The sequence below is a fragment of the Cupriavidus sp. 21MJTG02-4 genome, assembly GCF_057798975.1.
Window position 1 is genome coordinate 242,616 of sequence record NZ_JBYOJP010000001.1, and the last position, 19,015, is coordinate 261,630.

Consider the following 19,015-nt stretch of genomic DNA (forward strand, 5'->3'; position numbering starts at 1 on the left):
GCCCCGATTGCCCCTTAACCAAGGAGCCAGACGTGAATGCCATCGCCAGACCCGCGCCGGAAGGCGCAACCAGCTTGCAGGCCGACCCTGATGCCAGCGAACGCGCGCGGCGCCGCGCGCTGGAAATCGAAACCCAGGTACGGCGCGCCGAACGCCGCGAGGCGCTGCGCGCCTTCGTGCTCAAGGGCGTGCCGCCGCTACTGGGCTTCGCGCTGTTCGTGCTGGCCTGGCACGGCATCGCCACGTTTATCCCCGCGTTGCCAACGCCGGGCGCTACCTGGCATGCCGCCATGCCGCTGTTCACCGACCCGTTCTACCGCAATGGCCCCAATGACCAGGGCATCGGCTGGAACGTGCTGGCATCGCTCGCGCGCGTGGGGGCGGGCTTCGGGCTGGCGGCACTGGTTGGCATTCCGGCCGGCTTCATCCTCGGGCGCTTCGCCTTCCTGAACGCGATGGCGTCGCCTGTGATCAGCCTGCTGCGGCCGGTGTCGCCGCTGGCGTGGCTGCCGATCGGGCTGCTGCTGTTCAAGGCCGCCAACCCGGCCGCGATCTGGGCCATCTTCATCTGCTCGATCTGGCCGATGGTGATCAACACCGCCGTGGGCGTCACGCGCGTGCCGCAGGACTACCTGAACGTGGCGCGCGTGCTGGACCTGTCCGAATGGAAGGTGTTCACGCGCGTGCTGTTCCCGGCCGTGCTGCCGTACATGCTGACCGGCGTGCGGCTGTCGATCGGCACCGCGTGGCTGGTCATCGTCGCCGCGGAGATGCTGACCGGTGGTACCGGCATCGGCTTCTGGCTGTGGGACGAGTGGAACAACCTGAAGGTCGAGCACATCGTCATCGCCATCTTCGTGATCGGCGTGATCGGCCTGCTGCTGGAGCACGCGCTGCTCGCGCTGGCGCGGCGCTTCAGCTACGGCAACCACTGACCGCGCCGCGCGCAAACCCAACGGAAATCGCCATGGAAAAATTCGTCAGCATCGAAAACGTCGGGCAGACCTTCAGGACGCGCAAGGGGCCGTTCGTGGCGCTGCGCGACATCAACCTGCAGATCGCGCAGGGAGAGTTCATCACGCTGATCGGTCATTCAGGCTGCGGCAAGTCCACGCTGCTGAACCTGGTCGCGGGCCTGGCCACGCCGACCACCGGAGCGCTGATCTGCGCGGGGAGAGAGATCGCCGGCCCCGGGCCCGAGCGCGCGGTGGTGTTCCAGAATCATTCGCTGCTGCCGTGGATGACCTGCTTCGACAACGTCCATCTGGGCGTGGAGCGCGTGTTTGGCGGGAGCGAAAGCAAGGCGCAGCTCAAGGCGCGTACGCACGACACGCTGGCGCTGGTGGGCCTGACCCACGCGGAAGGCAAGTTCCCGCACGAGATCTCGGGCGGCATGAAGCAGCGCGTGGGCATTGCGCGCGCGCTCGCCATGGCGCCCAAGGTGTTGCTGATGGACGAGCCGTTCGGCGCGCTCGACGCGCTCACGCGCGCACACCTGCAGGATGCCTTGCTGAAGATCGTGGAGCGGACGCGCAGCACCGTGGTCATGGTCACGCACGACGTGGACGAGGCCGTCCTGCTGGCCGACCGCATCGTGATGATGACCAACGGCCCGGCGGCCACGATCGGCGAAATCCTCAGCGTCGGCCTGCCGCGTCCGCGCGACCGCGTGGCGCTGGCCGAGGACAAGGACTACCACGCCTGCCGCACGGCGGTGCTGGATTTCCTCTACCGCAAGCAGCGCAACCCGGCCCTTCAGGAAGCGGCGTGAACGGCCACGGACGCGCCCGCCGCCATGGGCGTGGCGGCGACGCTCCGCTATCATGAAGCGAAACACCAAACCCCACGCTGCCCGCCCATGACTACATCCACCGCCACAACCGCCACGGGCCCGTTTTCAGCGGCCCGCTACATCAAGGAAATCGGTCGCGGCGTGAACGGCGCCCGCGCACTGCCGCGCGAAGACGCGCAAACCCTGTTCGACGCCATGCTGGCCGGGCGCGTATCCGACCTGGAACTGGGTGCCGTGCTGATGGCTTATCGCATCAAGGGCGAAGCCCCGCACGAACTGGCCGGCATGCTCGAGGCCGCGCACGCGCACTGCCAGCCGCTGGCCGCGCCGGGGGATCGCCAGGTGGTGGTCATTCCGAGCTACAACGGCGCGCGCAAGCAGCCCAACCTCGTACCCTTGCTGGCCCTGTTGCTGGCTCGCGAGAATATTCCAGTGCTGGTGCACGGTTCGCGCGAATTCCAGGGTCGCGTGACTAGCCTGGCCCTGTTCGAGGCGCTGGGCGTACCGCTGTGCGCCACCACCGACGAGGCCACTGCGCGCCTGCGCGATGGCGATGGGGCGAATGGGCCGCTGGCGGTGGTGCCCGTGGATGTGCTCTCGCCGGGCCTGTCGCAGTTGCTGGACCGGCGCACGGTCATCGGCCTGCGCAATTCGTCGCACACCGTGGCCAAGATGCTGCAGCCGGTCGGCTCGCATTCGCCCGCCGAGGCCCTGCGCCTGTACAGCTATACGCACCCCGAGTACCGCGAAACGCTGACCGACTATTTCTCGCATGAGCCCGCCAATGTGCTGCTGGCCCGCGGCACCGAAGGCGAGGTGGTGGCCGATGCGCGCCGCGGCAGCCGCATCGACTGGCTGCATGACGGGCACCAGCAGACCCTGGTCGACCCGACCAGCGGATCGATTGCCGATGTGCCCGAGCTGCCCCAGGGCAGCGACGTGGCCGACACGGCGGCCTGGACGCGCAAGGTGCTGGACGGCTCGGTGCCGGTGCCCGCGCCGATCGCCACGCAGGTGCGCGCCATCCAGGAATGCCTGCGCCAGGGCACGCGCGTGGCCTGGGCCAGTCCGCTCTGACCCGCAGGCGCTTCAGGTCTTGCGCGGCGGCAGCGGAATGCGCTCGGTCTCGCCGGGGACATGAGGGAAGCCGTCGTCCTCCCAGCGCTGCGAAGCCGCCTCGATCGCTTCTTTGCTGCTGGCCACGAAGTTCCAGAAGATAAAGCGGTGACCGTCGGTGGGATCTCCGCCCAGCAGCATCACGCGCGACGGCGCGGTGGCCGTCAGCGTGGCCGCCTGGCCGGGCGTCAGCACGACCATATGCTCGGCCGGCAGCGCTTCGCCGTCGAGCGCCACGCTGCCGTCGACCGGATAGATGCCCCGCTCGGCATGCTCCGGCGGGATCTCCACGCTCGCGCCGACATCGAGTTCGATCGCGACGTAGAGCGTGCGGCTGAATACCTTGACCGGCGATGTCTTGCCAAAGGCATCTCCGGCAATCACCGTCATGCGCACGCCGGGCTGTTCGATTTTCGGCAGCGTGGCACCGGGATGATGGAAGAACGAGGGCGCGACGGTCTCATGGTCCTTCGGCAATGCCACCCAGGTCTGGATGCCATGCAGGCGCGCGCCGGCTTCGCGCACGGTCTCGGGCGAACGCTCCGAATGGACAATGCCGTTGCCGGCGGTCATCCAGTTGACGTCGCCGGGGCGAATGAGCTGCTCGCTGCCAAGGCTGTCGCGGTGCATGATCTCCCCGTCGAACAGGTAGGTCACCGTGGCCAGGCCGATATGCGGATGCGGCCGCACATCGGCACCGTGGCCAGGCGGCAGCGTCACCGGCCCCATATGGTCGAAGAAGATGAACGGGCCGACGGTCTGGGCGGCAGCGGCCGGCAGCAGGCGGCGCACGGTGAAATCGCCCAGGTCTCGTACATGGGGCTTGAGCAGGTGTTCGATGGCAGACATAGCTCCTCCGGATCGTGGGGCAGGCTCTTGCACAAGCCGTGACGGTGCTCGCGACGGCACTGTCAGTGTAGCGTCTGGCGCAATACTGTATCCCGCCGGCCGGTGCGAACCCCGAACCCTCGCGGACCTCTAACACAGGATGTCCGAGCGCCGGATATGCCGTCTGAGCAACTTGGTGCGCATAACACTATCCAAATATAGATGACAATCATCAGGAACTATCAGGGCGTCAGGGACTCCAATTAGCACTCACCCGGCTTGAGTGCTAAGATGTGTTGCAATGCTGTGTCCTCCCGTCCGGAGTGGCACACCGGCAACTGAACCGCCGGATGCGAAAGGAGTAATTGAGTGAACGCAGTCTTGCCTGCCGACCAAACCGTGCTGAACAGCCGTCTGCCGACGGCGCCCAAGCTGGCTGGAAGCTTTGCATTGACCTTCCCGGCCACCGTGGGCAACCTGGAAAGCTATATCCAGGCCATCCACCGCATTCCCCTGCTGACCGCCGAGGAAGAGCAGCGTCTCGCGCGCGAACTGCGCGACCATGATTCCGTTGATGCCGCACGCCAGCTGGTGATGTCCCACCTGCGCCTGGTGGTGTCGATCGCACGCCAGTACCTCGGGTATGGCCTGCCGCACGCTGACCTGATCCAGGAAGGCAATATCGGCCTGATGAAGGCCGTGAAGCGCTTCAACCCGGACCAGGGCGTGCGCCTGGTGTCGTATGCGATGCACTGGATCAAGGCCGAGATCCACGAGTACGTGCTGAAGAACTGGCGCATGGTCAAGGTGGCGACCACCAAGGCCCAGCGCAAGCTGTTCTTCAACCTGCGCAGCCACAAGAAGGGTGCCCATACCTTCACGCCGGAGCAGGTCGAAGCCGTTGCGCGCGAGCTCAACGTCAAGCCGGAAGAAGTGATGGAGATGGAAACCCGCCTGTCGGGTGGCGATCTCGCACTGGAGGGGCAAATCGAAGACGGCGAGGAAGACTTCGCCCCGATCGCCTACCTGGCGGACAACCACAACGAGCCCACGCGGGTGCTGGAAGCCCAGCGTCACGACCGTATGCAGGTCGAGGGCCTGGAAGAAGCGCTGACGCGCCTGGACGACCGCAGCCGCCGCATCATCGAGGCGCGCTGGCTGAACGTCGAGGACGATGGCTCGGGCGGCGCCACGCTGCATGAGCTGGCCGATGAATTCGGCGTGTCGGCCGAACGGATTCGCCAGATCGAAGCGGCGGCCATGAAGAAGATGAAGGGCGCGCTGCAGGCATTTGCCTGATCCCGCCGCGCCCGGGCAACTGCTGGCGCCATAACCGCTGGCGCCATGCAAAAGGCCGGTCCACTGGACCGGCCTTTTTTCATTCCCGCGCTGCGCTCAGGACAGCAGCTGCTTGATGTCGTGGGCAATCGGCTCCGGCCCTTGCCCGTGGCGGATGAAAAGCCGCAGCCGCCCTTCCGGGTCGAACACGTAGCTGCCGGCCGAGTGATCCATGGTGTAGTTGTTCGGCGAAGAACCCGGCACCTTCGCGTAGTACACCTTGAAATCCTTCGCGACCTTCTGCAGCGCCGCCTCGTCGGCCGGCCGCATGCCCAGGAAGCGCGGATCGAACGCCGGCACGTACTGCGCCAGCAGCGCCTGCGTATCGCGCTCCGGATCGACCGTGACGAACAGCACCTGCACCTTGTCGGCGTCCGGGCCGAGCTGCTCCATCACCGCCTTGAGTTCGGCCATGGTGGTCGGGCAGACATCGGGACAATGCGTGTAGCCGAAGAACATCACCACGACCTTGCCCTTGAAGTCGGCGATCGTGCGGACTTTTCCGTTATGGTCCGTCAGCGAAAAATCCTTGCCGAAGTCCGCGCCGCCGCTGATATCGACGTTGCGGAACGAGGCCTTCTGCTGGCCGCAGGCGGCAAGCGCCAGCGCCAGGAAGGCCAGCGCGGCAAAGCGGCGGAACGAGGCGAGGAGCCCGGAAGATTGGCTTGGCTTGTTCATGCGAGATAGGAAGTCGGGGCGCCGGCAAGACTGCGGTGGCGCGCGATGGCGAGGGCAGCACACAGTATCGCCCATCCGCGCCGTGCGGCACGGCGGCCGCGACAAGATGCCGCAGGCCGCGAACAATGGTGCCGCTCAGACCTGCGGCACGAACTTGAAGTAGTGATCGACGAGCAAAGCCGCGAACAGGATCGACAGGTACAGGATCGAGAAGCGGAAGGTGCGCTGCGCCAGTTCGTCGGAGTAATTGCGGTACAGCGTCCACGAGTACTTCAGGAACCAGGCGCCCAGTACCAGTGCGCTGGCCAGGTAGATATAGCCGCACATGCCATACACAAAAGGCAGCAGCGTCGCGGCGATCATGACCAGCGTGTACAGCAGGATATTGAGCAGCGTGTACTTTTCGCCATGCGTGATCGGCAGCATCGGCAGCCCGGACTTGGCGTAGTCGGCACGGCGGTACAAGGCCAGCGCCCAGAAATGCGGCGGGGTCCAGGTGAAGATGATCAGCACCAGGAACCAGGCCTCGGCCGGCACGTCGTTGGCCACGGCCGCCCAGCCCAGCGCCGGCGGCATGGCGCCCGACAGGCCGCCGATGACAATGTTCTGCGGCGTGGCCGGCTTGAGCAGGATGGTGTAGACGACCGCATAGCCCAGGAAGGTGGCGAAGGTCAGCCACATCGTCAGGTCGTTGGCGAACACGTGCAGCAGCCACATGCCGGCGCCGCCCAGGACTGCCGAGAAGATCAGCGTCTGGGTGGTGGTGATCTCGCCGGTGGCCGACGGGCGCCAGGCGGTGCGGCGCATCAGCGCGTCGATCTTCTGCTCGACCAGGCAATTGATCGCGAACGCGGCCCCGGCCAGCAGCCAGATGCCGGCGGCGCCGCCGATCAGCACGCGCCATGGCACCATGCCCGGCGTGGCCAGGAACATGCCGATGATGGCGCAGAACACCGCGAGCTGCGTGACGCGCGGCTTGGTCAGGGCGGCATATTGGCGAGCCAGGTGACGCAGCCGGCCCACGGGATGGGGTTGTGTTGCAGTAACCACGGGAGGGAGTTTGTCTTTCATGTGGCGCGAGCGGCAGCCGGCACGCTTGAGGCAGCGTCGGCGGGACGGGTCGCGAGCCCTATATTGTAGTTGAGTCGCACCAGCAGCAGCAGGAGCACCGCCGCGCCACCGTTGTGGAGCACGGCGGCCACCAGCGGCCAGTCCAGCACGATGTTCGAGAGACCGGTGGCCAGTTGCAGCGCCAGCGCGGCCAGCAGCCAGCGCGACGTGCCGCCCAGCCCTTCGAGCCTGCGCGCGCGCAGGCCGAACCACGCCAGGTAGCCAAGCACCACCACGGCGAAGCCGCGGTGCACCCAGTGGATCGCCACCAGCGCCGCATGGGGAATGTAGTCGCCATCAGCCGTCATGCCGAGCTGGCGCCATAGCGTGAAGCCGTGCGTGAAATCCATCTCCGGCACCAGCTGGCCGTTGCACAGCGGGAAATCGGTGCAGGCCATCACCGCGTAGTTGGTGCTGACCCAGCCGCCCAGGAAGATCTGGATCACCAGCAGCAGCAGCGCCGCGCGCGCGGGCCAGCGCAACGCCCCGGCCTGCCGCGCCACGGGATGCGGCGGATCATTGCGCGAACCGAGCCAGATCAGCGCCGCCAGCAGGCTCATGCCAAGCAGCAGGTGCGTCACGACGATGATTGGCTGCAGCTTCATGGTCACGGTGAACGCGCCGAACGCGCCCTGCACGCACACCAGCAGCAGCACACTGGTGGCGAACCACGGCGACTGCTTCAGTTCCTTGCGCTTGACCCACGCCAGCACCATCAGCGTGATGATCAGCACGCCCACCGCCATGGCGAAATAGCGGTGGATCATCTCGATCCACGCCTTGGCCAGGGTTACCGGGCCGCTGGGCAGCGCGGTCTGGGCGGCGTGGATCGGCTCCATCGCCGCATGCGGGTTGGAATGGCCGTAGCAGCCCGGCCAGTCCGGGCAGCCGAGGCCGGAATCGGTCAGCCGCGTGAAGCTGCCGAACATGATCAGGTCGAGCGTCAGGAAAGCGGTGATCCAGACCAGCTTGCGGTACTTGTTGCGGTCGCCGCGGACCAGCACGTAAGAGATCGGGAACAGCGCGATCAGGACGCCGATGATGGCGAGTTGAAGCAGCATGCCAGTCGTCCCTCAGCCGATGCGCGAGACCCGGAGCAGCTTCTTGAGATCGCCGCTCATCTTCTTGGGGTCGGGGTCTTTCGGGAAGCGCATCATCAGGTTGCCAAGCGGATCGACCAGGAAGATGGTGTCCTCGATGCGGCCGCCCTCGGCCGCGGGTATCCATTGACGGGCCACGTCAGGCGCAATGCGAAGGAAGCGCACGCCGGCGTAGGGCTCGTTGTAGGCCGCGGACAGGCGTTCGTCGACAGCGCCTTCGTCCGTGATCAGCCACACCGGCACGATCCGTTCGCGGTCCTGGCCCTGACCCGCGCGGATCTGGCGGATGGTGAACAGCTTCTTTGCGCACGCTTCGTCGCAGGCCGACCCATCGGCCGTTACCAGCAGCCACTTGCCGCGGAAGCTTTCGAGCGGCACGGCTTCGGCGCGCTCGTTGGCGACGCGAACGGCGGGCATCGGACGCTGGGGATCGATCAGCGCGCCATAGTTGGTGGCGCCGCCCGTCGGCTTGAAGACATAGAAGGTCAGGTAAGACGCGATCACCGGCGATGCGCACACCAGCAACAGCATCAGCATCTGGATGCGGCCGCGGCGGGTGCGGGCGTCGATGCGCGAATCCGGCGCTGGTGCCGTGCCGGCCGGAGCCGGGGCGGAGTCTTGGTGTGGCATGCGTACGTCTGTCGTTCGTTCGTTGGTCGTGGCGCCCGCCCGGTGGCGCGCGCCTGTTGTCCGTCAAGTGGGCCCTGCCCCGGCAAGCCGGCGTGCGCGGCGCCAGCCCAGCGCGACTACCAGCACCAGTGTCAGCGCGGCCAGGCCGAACCACTGGAAGGCGTAGCCGTAGTGCCGGTCGGCCCCCAGGTCGGCCGGCGCCCAGTCGCGCGCGAGGCCGTCGCCCGTATCGGTGCGCTGCTCGATCACGATCGGCTGCAACGCCACCCCGGTCTCGGTCGCATAGGCACCCAGGTCCACGTTCTGTCGAATCCGTTGTCCGGCTTCGGCGCTTGCGGGCTGGCCCAGGCTATAGACCTTGGGCACCGCGGCAAGTGCCGTGCCTTCGACGGTGACTTCACCGGCTGGCGTCGCGAATGGCGCAATGCGCGTGCGGTCCTGGACATCTCGCGGGAGCCAGCCACGAAGCACCAGCACACTGCGGGCGGCGGCGTCATCACTCCGGATCTGCAGGGGCGTCAGCACCAGGAAGCCGGCGCGGCTGTCGGAGCCATTGCCGTGGGGGCGATTATCCAACAAGACGGTCCGGCCCGCGTCAAAACGCCCGGTGACGCGCACGGTGCGGTCCGCCAGGCCACCCGAAGCGGGCGCCGTGGTCAACGTCACCGGCGGCTGTGCGGCCAGCGCCTGCAGCCGTTCGGCACGCGCGATCTTCTCGTGCGCCCGATTGAGCTGCCAGTTGCCGAGCGCGCAGGTCACCGCGATTACCACTGCGGCCGCGACAGTCGGCACCGGACTCAGGGCGCGCCACAGCTTCATCGGTCCGCTCCCGTCGCATACGGCGACATGCCGGCGGTGCGATAATGACCCTTTCCGCCCCCGAGCCCGCGGCACGTATCGTACGTATTGCGGCCAGCCTGCCCCGCCATGCGCTTTGTCATCATCGTCGCCTTTCTCCTGATCATCGGCAGCCTGGCCTCGGCCCTCTTCTTCATGATGCGCGACCGCGGCAGGACACCGAACATGATGCGCTCGCTGATGCTGCGCGTGGGCTTCTCGGTGGCGCTGTTCCTGTTCATCCTGTTCTCGAACTGGATGGGCTGGATCCACAGCACCGGCATCCGCGTGAATCCCTAGTCGGCCGGTTTCCCGAAACCGCAAAAAACAAGCGCCGCAGGCTGGGTTTCCCTCCTGCGGCGCTTCTGTTTTGTGGTCCGCCGCGGAAGGCGCTTCAGGCCTTCCGCCGGTACGACAAATTGCTGCTTACAGCCAGTACACCACGATGTAGAGGAACAGCCACACCACGTCAACGAAGTGCCAGTACCAGGCGGCGCCTTCGAACGCGAAGTGATGCTCGGGCGTGAAATGCCCCTTGAGCACGCGGATCAGCACCACGGTCAGCATGATCGCGCCCATGGTCACGTGGAAGCCGTGGAAGCCGGTCAGCAGGAAGAACGTGGAACCGTACACACCCGAGGTGAGCTTCAGGTTCAGTTCCGAGTAAGCGTGCATGTACTCGTACGCCTGGAAGCACATGAAGATCGCGCCGAGCAGGATGGTCAGCACCAGGCCCTGGATCAGCTGGCTGCGCTTGCCGGCCAGCAGCGCGTGGTGCGCCCAGGTCAGCGTCACACCCGACATCAGCAGCAGTGCCGTGTTGATGGTCGGGATTGGCCACGGGCCCATGGTCTGGAAGGTCTCGACCACGCCGGCGGGGCCGGTGTTGGGCCATACGGCGGCGAAGTCGGGCCACAGGATCCTGTTGTCGAGGTCGCCCAGCCACGGCATGGCGATGGTGCGGGCGTAGAACAGCGCGCCGAAGAAGGCCGCGAAGAACATCACCTCGGAGAAGATGAACCAGCCCATCGACCAGCGGAAAGACAGATCGATGTTCTTGCCGTACATGCCCCCTTCGGATTCGCCGATGGCGTCGCCGAACCAGCTCTTGAGCACGAACAGGAACCACAGCAGGCCGAAGCCGCACAGGTACGGCGCCCAGTGCTGTCCGTTCACCCAGCCGGCAGCGCCGGCGCCGGTCATCAGCAGGCCGATGGCTGCCGTGATCGGGTGGCGCGACGGTCCCGGTACGAAGTAGTACGGAGCGTTTGCGCGATTCGCACTCATTCTTTTATCTCCAGCTCAGAGTCTTGGTTCAATCGTTATATCGGCACACCCGGCGGCCTTGTCTCCCTGGCCGCCGGCGGCACTGCTTTTCTGTCTACCCTACCTGCCCTGCTAGGCCGCGGCCGAACTGACCACGACCCGTACGATCGTGACCAGGATCGCGATGAACACAACCGCCGCGATCACCCCGGCAATGACCACGTGCACCGGGTTCAGCCTGGCCATGTCGCTCTCGTGCTCCGCGCCCTTGCGCAGGCCGATGAACGACCACAACACCGCACGCATGGTCTGCGCGAACGACATCTTGCGCTTGACCGCGTCTTTCAACTCGTCCACGGCGTTTCCTCCTGCCTCAGCCGCCGCTGCGCGCCGCGGGCGGGCTTTCCAGCGCGCCCTGCGGTGCCTGCGCCACCGGCGTACCCACTTCAAAGAAGGTGTACGACAGCGTGATGTTCTTCACGTCCTTCGGCAGCTTCGGATCGATCACGAATACCACCGGCATCTCGCGCGCTTCCTTGGCCTTGAGCGTCTGCTGCTTGAAGCAGAAGCACTCGAGCTTCTTGAAGTACTCGGTCGCCTGCTTGGGCGCGTAGCTCGGGATCGCCTGCGCCGAGATATCGCGCGACTGCCCGTTGGCCACCTCGTAGACGATCGTCACCATCTCGCCCGGATGCACTTGCATGCTGTTCTTCACCGGACGGAAGGCAAAGGGACCGCGCGCGTTCGAATCGAACTCCACCGTGACGGTGCGGCTCGTGTCGACCTGCGTGTTCTTGAGCGAGCCGCCATACAGCTCGCGCGTGGTCACCACGTTGATCCCGGTGAGGTCGCATATCTTCTTGTACAGCGGCACCAGCGCGTAGCCAAAGCCGAACATCACGCCAACGATCACGACCAGCCGCAGCATCATGCCGCGGTTGAACCGCTTGTCGGCTTCCCTGCCCTGACCTGGCTGCTGCTCCTGCTGATCGACGCTCATCCCGCTTCCCCGCTACCCCGCAGCTTCAGCCAAGGAACACCATCTTGGCGAAGAACCCCAGAAAGAAAACCACCACGATGGAAAACAGGATCAGTCCCAGGCGCCGGTTGGCGGCTTTCTGGCCTGCTTGCGATGGGTTTTTTTGTGGAGCCTGCATCTTCTGCATCTTGTATTACCTGCCGGCACGGAAGGCGGCTGGCGCCCTCCGTGCCTTGTTGCGTTCAGTGCTTAGCGAACTTGCGGCGGCACTTCAAAGGTGTGGAACGGCGCCGGCGACGGCACGGTCCACTCCAGGCCCTCGGCACCATCCCAGGGCTTGTCCGCGGCCTTCTCGCCGCCACGGTAGGACGGCAGCACCACGAAGAAGAAGAAATACACCTGCATCAGGCCGAAGCCCAGTGCCCCGATCGACGCGATCGCGTTGAAGTCCGCGAACTGGGTCGGGTAGTCGGCATAGCGACGCGGCATGCCGGCCAAACCCAGGAAGTGCATCGGGAAGAAGGTCACGTTGAAGAAGATCAGCGAACCCCAGAAGTGGATCTGGCCGCGGGTTTCGTTGTACATGAAACCGCTCCACTTCGGACCCCAGTAGTAGAAGCCCGCGAACAGCGCGAACAGCGAGCCGGCCACCAGCACATAGTGGAAGTGCGCCACGATGAAGTAGGTGTCCTGCAACTGGATGTCGATCGGCGCAACCGCCGGCATCAGGCCGGTGAAGCCGCCGATGGTGAACACGAAGATGAAGCCGATCGCGAACAGCATCGGGGTTTCGAAGGTCATCGAGCCGCGCCACATCGTCGCAATCCAGTTGAAGATCTTCACGGCCGTCGGCACCGCGATCAGCATGGTCGCGTACATGAAGAACAGCTGGCCCGTCACCGGCATGCCGGTCGTGAACATGTGGTGCGCCCACACGATGAACGACAGGATGGCGATCGACGCCGTGGCGTACACCATCGAGCTGTAGCCGAACAGGCGCTTGCGCGCGAAGGCCGGTACCACGTGCGAGATGATGCCGAACGCCGGCAGGATCATGATGTACACCTCGGGGTGCCCGAAGAACCAGAAGATATGCTGGTACATGACCGGGTCGCCGCCGCCCGCGGCCGAGAAGAAGCTCGTGCCGAAGTGGCGGTCGGTCAGCACCATGGTGATGGCGCCGGCCAGCACGGGCATCACGGCGATCAGCAGGTAGGCGGTGATCAGCCACGTCCAGCAGAACATCGGCATCCGCATCAGCGTCATGCCCGGGGCGCGCATGTTAAGGATGGTCACGATGATGTTGATCGAGCCCATGATCGACGAAGCGCCCATGATGTGCATGGCGAAAATCGCCATGTCCATGCCCGGACCCATCTGCACCGACAGCGGCGCATACAGCGTCCAGCCGGCGGCGGTGGCGCCGCCCGGCGCGAAGAACGAGCCGGCCAGCAGCAGCGCGGCCGGCGGCATCAGCCAGAAGCTGAAGTTGTTCATGCGCGCGAACGCCATGTCGGAGGCGCCGATCTGCAGCGGGATCATCCAGTTGGCGAAGCCGACGAAGGCCGGCATGATCGCGCCGAACACCATCACCAGGCCGTGCATGGTGGTGAACTGGTTGAACAGTTCGGGGCGGAAGAACTGCAGGCCCGGCTCGAACAGCTCCAGGCGGATCAGCAGCGCCAGCACGCCGCCAGACAGTAGCATGGTGAACGAAAACAGCAGGTACAGCGTGCCGATGTCCTTGTGGTTGGTCGCGAACAACCAGCGGCGCCAGCCATGCGGGTGATCGTGCGCGTGGTCGTCGTGCGCGTGATCGTGCGGATGGCCGATTGCGTCGTGGGTAGCAGTACTCATCGCAAATGCTCCTCTAATCCTGTCCTGTCTTCAGCCGGTCAGCCCGCGCTGCGGTTGCCCGCGATGCTGGCCTGCTTGCTGCCCTGTTCCTTGGCGGGCTTGGCGTCCGCCTTCGGTGCCTCGCCGCCCGCGGCGCCGCCGCCTTCGGGGAACTTGCCGGCGCGGGCATTCACGAAGTCGCTGGGCTGGATCACTTCGCCGGTCTTGTTGCTCCAGCTGTTGCGCACGTAGGTCATGGCCGCGGCCAGTTCGGTATCGGACAGCTGCTTCCACGACGGCATGGCATTCTTGCCTTCCAGCATGATGTGCATCTGGCCGGCCTTCGGGCCGTTCACGATCTTGGAGCCGTCCAGCGCCGGGAATGCGCCGCCGCCCTTGCCGTTGGGCTGGTGGCAGACCGCGCAGTTGGCGGTGTAGACCTTCTCGCCGCGGACCTTCATTTCGTCCAGCGTCCAGGTCTTGTTCGGATCATCGGCCTTGGCGGCCATTTCCTTCTTCTTGCCGTCGACCCACTTGGTGTAGTCGGCGTCGGACACGACGCGCACGACGATCGGCATGAAGGCGTGTTCCTTGCCGCAGAGCTCGGCGCACTGGCCGCGGTACACGCCGATCTTCTCGGCCTTGAACCAGGTGTCGCGCACGAAGCCGGGGATGGCATCCTGCTTGACGCCGAAGGCCGGGATCATCCACGCGTGGATCACGTCATTGGCCGTGGTGACGATGCGCACCTTCTTGTTGACGGGCACCACCAGCTCGTTGTCCACCTCCATCAGGTAGGTGTTGGACTTCGGCGCTTCGTTGTTGATCTGTTCGCGCGGAGTGGTCAGGGTCGACACGAAGGAGATGCCTTCGCCCTCGCCCTTCAGGTAGTCGTAGCCCCACTTCCACTGGTAGCCGGTGGCCTTGATGGTGACGTCGGAATTGGTGGTGTCCTTCATGGCCACAACGGTCTTCGTCGCCGGCAGGGCCATGGCGATCACGATCAGGAACGGGACGATGGTCCAGACCACTTCGACCGTGATGCTTTCGTGGAAGGAGGCGGACTTGGCACCCTTGGCCTTGCGGTGCGTGAAGATGGAATAGAACATCACGCCGAACACGGCGACGAAGATCACCGTGCAGATGATCAGCATCATCCAGTTCAGCCAGTGAATCTGCTCGGCGATCTTGGTGACCGGCTCGGTCAGGTTCAGCTGACGCACGGCGGGACCGCCGGGCATGTCACTGACCGCCAGGGCCGCCTGGCTGGCAAGCAGGGATGCGCTCGCCAGACAAACTGCGGATGCCTTCTTCCACATTTTCATTTGTTATCTACCCAATTTACAGATTCAAATCTGCCCCCCGCCTCCGCCCCTGCCACCTCTCAGAGGCGGCGCAGGGCCGCTGCGAGCTCCTGGGCGAACTTGCGCCGCCTGTGCAGGTCCAGATAGCACCCCACCTGCACATCGCGCCCGCCCGAGCGCAGCGTTACCAGCGCGCGGGGCGATTCCCCCAGTTCGACCCGCACCCAGTGCGGGTTGAATTCCTCGCGCGTCAACCGCTGCGCGCTGGCTGTCTCCACGACCAGCACGCCATCGTTGATGCTGACACGCTCATAGTCCGTCGCATGACGTGCGTACACAAGCAGAGCAATCCCCAGTCCGAGCAGGTCCAGGCCGGCAAATGGCAGCACGAGCCAGGACCCTTGCACCGCGAAAAACAACGCGATGGCAAGCGAGACAGTGAAGATCGAGAGGTAAAACCAGCCGACCTGGCGTGGGGAAAGCGAGCAATTCCGCTTCATCAGCCAGTCGTGGGGCGCGGGAGGAGGTCCGTCGAGATTTCCGCCGGAGTCACCACTTGCCGTCTGGAATGCGATACCCAAGTCTTGCATCGCCAACCACTCTGCATTTGGATGCACACCCGGGACGATTGCGCCAGGAGTGCACCTTGCGAGTGCAACTCCAGGACGTTCTTGTGCCAGGGGACCACTGCGACAAACTGGCGCATTATAGGGCGCTTCGCATACACGGACAAGGCCGCACATTGACCAAAGCGCTTGCGCGCCGTAAGGATTTATGCTTAGACGCTATCAATCGGACTACCCGTAAAGCCAATGCCAGCGCGGCTTTGCGGGCGATCGGCACATCGCGCCGCTACACGAAAGTCAATACAGTCGTAACCGCTGGCGCCGCGTTCAGCGACGCGGTCTTGCCCGGCCGATCTTGTCCAGCGGCACCACGGCATGGCCCTGGTCATCGAGTTGCTGCGCACCGCGCGGGGGCAGTTTCCACGCGTGGCCATAGACGATCTCGAAGCTCAGCGGGATCACCCCATCGGCGTTGCGCCGGCGCGCCAGGGCCGCGCAGACCGCCTCGTGCCAGCGCCGGCCATGCAGGCCGGCGTGGCGCGCGTCCGGGTGCGCACGCAAGCCACCGAAGGCCTGGACCTCGCGCAGCAGCGTCTCGGGCGATTCGTAGGTCACGGTCAGCGTTTCCATGTCCATCACCGGCGTGGACCAGCCGCTGTGGACCAGCATGTCGCCGATATCGTGCATGTCGACGAAGCGCAACGTATGAGGCGCGGCATCGACCTCGGCGAAGGCCGCGCGCAGTTCGCGCAGCGTATCGGGACCGAACAGCGAAAACATCACCAGGCCTTCGTCCTGCGTCACGCGATGCCATTCGGGGAACACGCGGTGCGGCTCCGGGTGCCAGTGCAGGGCCAGGTTGGACCACAGCAGGTCGAAGCTGCCGGGCGCAAAAGGCAATGTGGCAAGATCGCCCTGGACCAGATCGAACAGCGGGCGCTTGCCGAGCAGGCGGCCAACCCAGCCGGGCCGCCGCTGCGGATCACGCTGGCCCGCTTCGGCCAGCATCGCGCCGGAGATATCGAGGCCGGCGATCTGCGCATCGGGAAAGCGTGCTCGCAGGCCCGCCAGCCCCTGGCCATGCCCGCAGCCAAGATCCAGCGCGCGCTGCGGCGCCAGGCGCACGACTTCCATGCGCTCCTGCATGCGGCGGCCGATCTCGCCGAGCAGGAAGTCGAGCTGGCCGAACGCGGCGCTGCGCCGGTCGAAGGCCAGCCGGGTCAGGCGCGTGGGCGGCAGGAAGGCATCGGGGGAATCGGCGGCATGCAGGGACACGGGAAAACCAGGCAACAGGAAGACGGGGAAGTCGCGGCAGCAGACACCGCGCATGGCGGCCGCGCGCGTTGGCGGGCGGCTGGACGGCAAGTATACGCGCGCACCGCGAAAGCCGCCGGGCACGTGCGCGGGCTGGCGCGTGCGCTGTTGCCGTGCGCCTGTGCGCTCTGCGGCGTGGTGCAGGACGAAGTGGTCTGCCGCGACTGCGTCAGCGACCTGCTCTACCCGGTGTCGCGCTGCCCGGTCTGCGCAATGGGCCGGGCGCCCGGCGAGCCCTGCCCGGCCTGTGCCCAGCACCGCCCCGCATTCGACCAGGCCATCGCGCTGGGCGACTACGCGTTCCCTCAGGACTCGCTGGTGTTGGCACTGAAGTACGGCAAGGTGCTGCCACTGGCCAGCTGGCTCGCGTGCGCGCTGGCGGAGCGGATGCAGCGCGGGTTACGCACCGGCGCGCTACGGCCGGACCTGATCGCACCGATACCGCTGTCGCCGCAACGGCTGGCCGAACGCGGCTTCAACCAGGCCTGGGAGATCGCCCGGCCGCTCGCGCGCCACCTCGGCGTGCCCAGCGACCCCGTGCTGCTCGAGCGACCGCGCGACATCGCCACCCAGCACCTGCTGGATCTGGCGCATCGGCAGTTGAACGTGCGCGGCGCGTTCCGCCTGGGCCGCCCGCAGTCGCTCGCGGGCAGGCACATCGGCCTGGTCGATGACGTCATGACCACGGGCGCCACGCTGGATGAAGCGGCGCGCACGCTGAAAGCGCACGGTGCGGCGCGGGTCAGCGTGATCGTGGCGCTGCGCACGCCCTGAACGGATGACAGCGCGGATGACAGCGCCGCGGTCGCGCGGTAAGCTGCGCACCGTTTTCGATGCCCCTGCAAGGAAGTCCCCATGTTCAACGTCGTCCTGGTCGAACCGGAGATCCCGCCCAATACCGGCAATGTGATCCGCCTGTGCGCCAACACCGGTGCGCAATTGCACCTGGTGAAGCCGCTGGGATTTCCGCTGGAAGACGCCCGCATGCGGCGCGCGGGACTCGATTATCACGAGTACGCGACCATGCGCGTGCATGACAACTGGGACGCGCTGATGGCCAGCGAACAGCCCGACCCGGCGCGCATGTTCGCGCTCACCACGCACGGCTCCACGCCGTTCGGGCAAGTCAGCTTCCAGCCTGGCGACTGGTTCGTGTTCGGCTCGGAGACGCGCGGGCTGGCGCCGGAACGGCGCGAAGGATTCCCGGCGTCGCAGCGCATCCGCCTGCCGATGCGGCCCAATAACCGCAGCCTGAACCTGTCGAACACTGTGGCGGTGGTCGTCTTCGAAGCCTGGCGCCAGAACGGCTTTGCCGGCGGCGCCTGAGTGCGACCGTTATTCGGGCTGCACGCCGGCAGCGCGGATCACCTTGTCCCAGCGTACCTTCTCGCTCGCCATGGTCTGGCGCAGCGATGCCGGCGCCGTGCCGGCCGGCACGAAATACTGGGCGCGCATCTTCTCGCGCACGTCGGCGCTGCCGATGATAGCCACCAGCTCGCGGTAGAGCCGGTCGATGATCGCCGGCGGCGTGCCCGCCGGCGCCAGCACCGCCTGCCATGAAATCGCTTCAAAACCGGGATATCCGGATTCCGCGACGGTCGGCACCGAGGGCAGCACCGCCGTGCGGCCGGTCGTCGTCACCGCCAGGATGCGCAGCTTGCCTGCATTGACCAGGGGCATCGCAATCGCGGGCACCATGAAGCCGGCCTGGATCTGCCCGCCGACCATGGCGGTGGTGACCTGCGGGAAGCCCGGATAGGGCACATGCTGCAGGTCGATGCCGGCCATGGCCTTGAGCTGTTCCATTGCCAGGTGCGCGGCGCTGCCATTGCCAACCGAGCCGTAGTTCAGCGCGCCCGCCCTGGATTTCGCCAGCGCCACGAACTCGCGCACGTTATGCACGGGCAGGTTGGCATCGACGACCAGCACATTGGGCGACGTCGCCACCAGCGTGACGGGAGCCAGCTGGCGGAACGGGTCATAGCTCAGGTTGCGCGACAGCGATGGCGCCGTCACCAGCGGCCCGTTGATCGTAAACAGCAGCGTGTAGCCGTCCGGCGCCGCCTTTGCCACCATGCCGGTGCCGATATTGCCGCCGGCGCCGGGACGGTTTTCCACCACCACCGGCTGCCCGAGCGTGGACGCCAGTTTTTCGGTGAGGATGCGCGCGATCAGGTCCGGCGACGACCCTGCCGGAAATGGCACCACCATGCGCAGCGGCCGCGACGGCCAGGTGTCGGCCCAGGCCGGGGAAACAGCCCCAGCGGCGCTGGCGCAGGCAAGCGCGATCAGCGCGTGGCGACGGGAAATCATGCGGAAAC

At 66.0% G+C, this 19,015-nt stretch carries 22 protein-coding genes; 7 read left to right on the plus strand and 15 right to left on the minus strand.

Translation table 11 applies throughout. The annotated features are described in order from the left end of the window. The first annotated feature begins 32 nt into the window (after positions 1-32). The 3 genes from ntrB to ybiB all read left to right on the plus strand — a co-directional run bounded on the left by ntrB (position 33) and on the right by ybiB (position 2,869). Positions 33-935 (plus strand): nitrate ABC transporter permease, encoded by a 903-nt coding sequence (ntrB, locus tag AC3FKH_RS01150; protein ID WP_488672230.1) that lies wholly within the window; start codon positions 33-35, stop codon positions 933-935. A 32-nt stretch (positions 936-967) separates the two neighbouring features. After that, entirely contained in the window at positions 968-1,771 is an 804-nt protein-coding gene (locus AC3FKH_RS01155) for an ABC transporter ATP-binding protein (protein ID WP_488672232.1), read from the plus strand. Between the two features lie 87 nt (positions 1,772-1,858). Continuing rightward, a complete protein-coding gene (gene ybiB / locus AC3FKH_RS01160; protein ID WP_488672234.1) occupies positions 1,859-2,869 on the plus strand; it encodes a DNA-binding protein YbiB in 1,011 nt (336 codons plus the stop codon). Positions 2,870-2,881: 12 nt separating this feature from the next. On the opposite strand, the gene AC3FKH_RS01165 is transcribed toward ybiB, so the two are convergent. Beyond that, the gene (locus AC3FKH_RS01165) at positions 2,882-3,757 is read right to left on the minus strand and encodes a pirin family protein (RefSeq protein ID WP_488672236.1); all 876 of its coding nucleotides are present in this window, start codon (positions 3,755-3,757) and stop codon (positions 2,882-2,884) included. Positions 3,758-4,105: 348 nt separating this feature from the next. Between AC3FKH_RS01165 and rpoH the strand changes: the two genes are divergently transcribed. After that, a complete protein-coding gene (gene rpoH / locus AC3FKH_RS01170; RefSeq protein WP_483710313.1) occupies positions 4,106-5,035 on the plus strand; it encodes an RNA polymerase sigma factor RpoH in 930 nt (309 codons plus the stop codon). 96 nt (positions 5,036-5,131) lie between these two features. Here the strand turns inward: rpoH and AC3FKH_RS01175 are convergent, their stop codons facing one another. The 5 genes from AC3FKH_RS01175 to AC3FKH_RS01195 form a co-directional block, all read right to left on the minus strand. After that, complete coding sequence (locus AC3FKH_RS01175; RefSeq protein WP_488672237.1) at positions 5,132-5,752, minus strand: SCO family protein; 621 nt, start codon at positions 5,750-5,752, stop codon at positions 5,132-5,134. A gap of 135 nt (positions 5,753-5,887) precedes the next feature. Next, positions 5,888-6,823, minus strand: a complete 936-nt coding sequence (gene cyoE / locus AC3FKH_RS01180) for a heme o synthase (protein ID WP_488672239.1) — start codon at positions 6,821-6,823, stop codon at positions 5,888-5,890. Beyond that, positions 6,820-7,923, minus strand: a complete 1,104-nt coding sequence (locus AC3FKH_RS01185) for a COX15/CtaA family protein (RefSeq protein ID WP_488672241.1) — start codon at positions 7,921-7,923, stop codon at positions 6,820-6,822. Before AC3FKH_RS01185 ends, cyoE begins: the two co-directional genes overlap by 4 nt. A gap of 12 nt (positions 7,924-7,935) precedes the next feature. Further along, a complete protein-coding gene (locus AC3FKH_RS01190) occupies positions 7,936-8,592 on the minus strand; it encodes an SCO family protein (protein WP_488672243.1) in 657 nt (218 codons plus the stop codon). Positions 8,593-8,655: 63 nt separating this feature from the next. Continuing rightward, positions 8,656-9,411: an SURF1 family protein gene (locus AC3FKH_RS01195; RefSeq protein ID WP_488672244.1), complete on the minus strand. Its 756-nt coding sequence runs from the start codon at positions 9,409-9,411 to the stop codon at positions 8,656-8,658. Between the two features lie 108 nt (positions 9,412-9,519). On the opposite strand from AC3FKH_RS01195, the gene AC3FKH_RS01200 reads away from it, so the two are divergent. Continuing rightward, positions 9,520-9,729 (plus strand): twin transmembrane helix small protein, encoded by a 210-nt coding sequence (locus AC3FKH_RS01200; protein ID WP_488672246.1) that lies wholly within the window; start codon positions 9,520-9,522, stop codon positions 9,727-9,729. A gap of 126 nt (positions 9,730-9,855) precedes the next feature. Here AC3FKH_RS01200 and AC3FKH_RS01205 read toward each other — a convergent pair whose 3' ends face one another. The 8 genes from AC3FKH_RS01205 to AC3FKH_RS01240 all read right to left on the minus strand — a co-directional run bounded on the left by AC3FKH_RS01205 (position 9,856) and on the right by AC3FKH_RS01240 (position 16,709). Beyond that, the gene (locus AC3FKH_RS01205) at positions 9,856-10,716 is read right to left on the minus strand and encodes a cytochrome c oxidase subunit 3 (protein ID WP_488672248.1); all 861 of its coding nucleotides are present in this window, start codon (positions 10,714-10,716) and stop codon (positions 9,856-9,858) included. 111 nt (positions 10,717-10,827) lie between these two features. Beyond that, positions 10,828-11,052 (minus strand): DUF2970 domain-containing protein, encoded by a 225-nt coding sequence (locus tag AC3FKH_RS01210; protein WP_483710306.1) that lies wholly within the window; start codon positions 11,050-11,052, stop codon positions 10,828-10,830. A gap of 16 nt (positions 11,053-11,068) precedes the next feature. Next, positions 11,069-11,695 carry a cytochrome c oxidase assembly protein gene (locus tag AC3FKH_RS01215; protein WP_488672251.1) on the minus strand — a complete coding sequence of 209 codons (627 nt, stop codon included), beginning with the start codon at positions 11,693-11,695 and terminating at the stop codon, positions 11,069-11,071. Positions 11,696-11,720: 25 nt separating this feature from the next. Then, entirely contained in the window at positions 11,721-11,852 is a 132-nt protein-coding gene (locus AC3FKH_RS01220) for a cytochrome oxidase small assembly protein (protein ID WP_488672870.1), read from the minus strand. Positions 11,853-11,923: 71 nt separating this feature from the next. Next, a complete protein-coding gene (gene ctaD / locus AC3FKH_RS01225; RefSeq protein ID WP_483710304.1) occupies positions 11,924-13,531 on the minus strand; it encodes a cytochrome c oxidase subunit I in 1,608 nt (535 codons plus the stop codon). 38 nt (positions 13,532-13,569) lie between these two features. Continuing rightward, positions 13,570-14,835 (minus strand): cytochrome c oxidase subunit II, encoded by a 1,266-nt coding sequence (coxB, locus tag AC3FKH_RS01230; protein WP_488672253.1) that lies wholly within the window; start codon positions 14,833-14,835, stop codon positions 13,570-13,572. Between the two features lie 59 nt (positions 14,836-14,894). Continuing rightward, complete coding sequence (locus AC3FKH_RS01235) at positions 14,895-15,404, minus strand: DUF2244 domain-containing protein (RefSeq protein WP_483711444.1); 510 nt, start codon at positions 15,402-15,404, stop codon at positions 14,895-14,897. A gap of 303 nt (positions 15,405-15,707) precedes the next feature. Beyond that, complete coding sequence (locus AC3FKH_RS01240; protein WP_488672255.1) at positions 15,708-16,709, minus strand: methyltransferase domain-containing protein; 1,002 nt, start codon at positions 16,707-16,709, stop codon at positions 15,708-15,710. On the opposite strand from AC3FKH_RS01240, the gene AC3FKH_RS01245 reads away from it, so the two are divergent. After that, positions 16,644-17,468 (plus strand): ComFC family protein, encoded by an 825-nt coding sequence (locus AC3FKH_RS01245; protein ID WP_488672257.1) that lies wholly within the window; start codon positions 16,644-16,646, stop codon positions 17,466-17,468. The two genes, AC3FKH_RS01240 and AC3FKH_RS01245, sit on opposite strands and share 66 nt — an antisense overlap. A gap of 81 nt (positions 17,469-17,549) precedes the next feature. Further along, on the plus strand, positions 17,550-18,020 hold the full coding sequence (trmL, locus tag AC3FKH_RS01250; protein WP_488672259.1) for a tRNA (uridine(34)/cytosine(34)/5-carboxymethylaminomethyluridine(34)-2'-O)-methyltransferase TrmL: 471 nt from the start codon (positions 17,550-17,552) through the stop codon (positions 18,018-18,020). A gap of 9 nt (positions 18,021-18,029) precedes the next feature. On the opposite strand, the gene AC3FKH_RS01255 is transcribed toward trmL, so the two are convergent. Continuing rightward, the gene (locus AC3FKH_RS01255; protein ID WP_488672261.1) at positions 18,030-19,007 is read right to left on the minus strand and encodes a Bug family tripartite tricarboxylate transporter substrate binding protein; all 978 of its coding nucleotides are present in this window, start codon (positions 19,005-19,007) and stop codon (positions 18,030-18,032) included. Between the last annotated feature and the right edge of the window lie 8 nt (positions 19,008-19,015).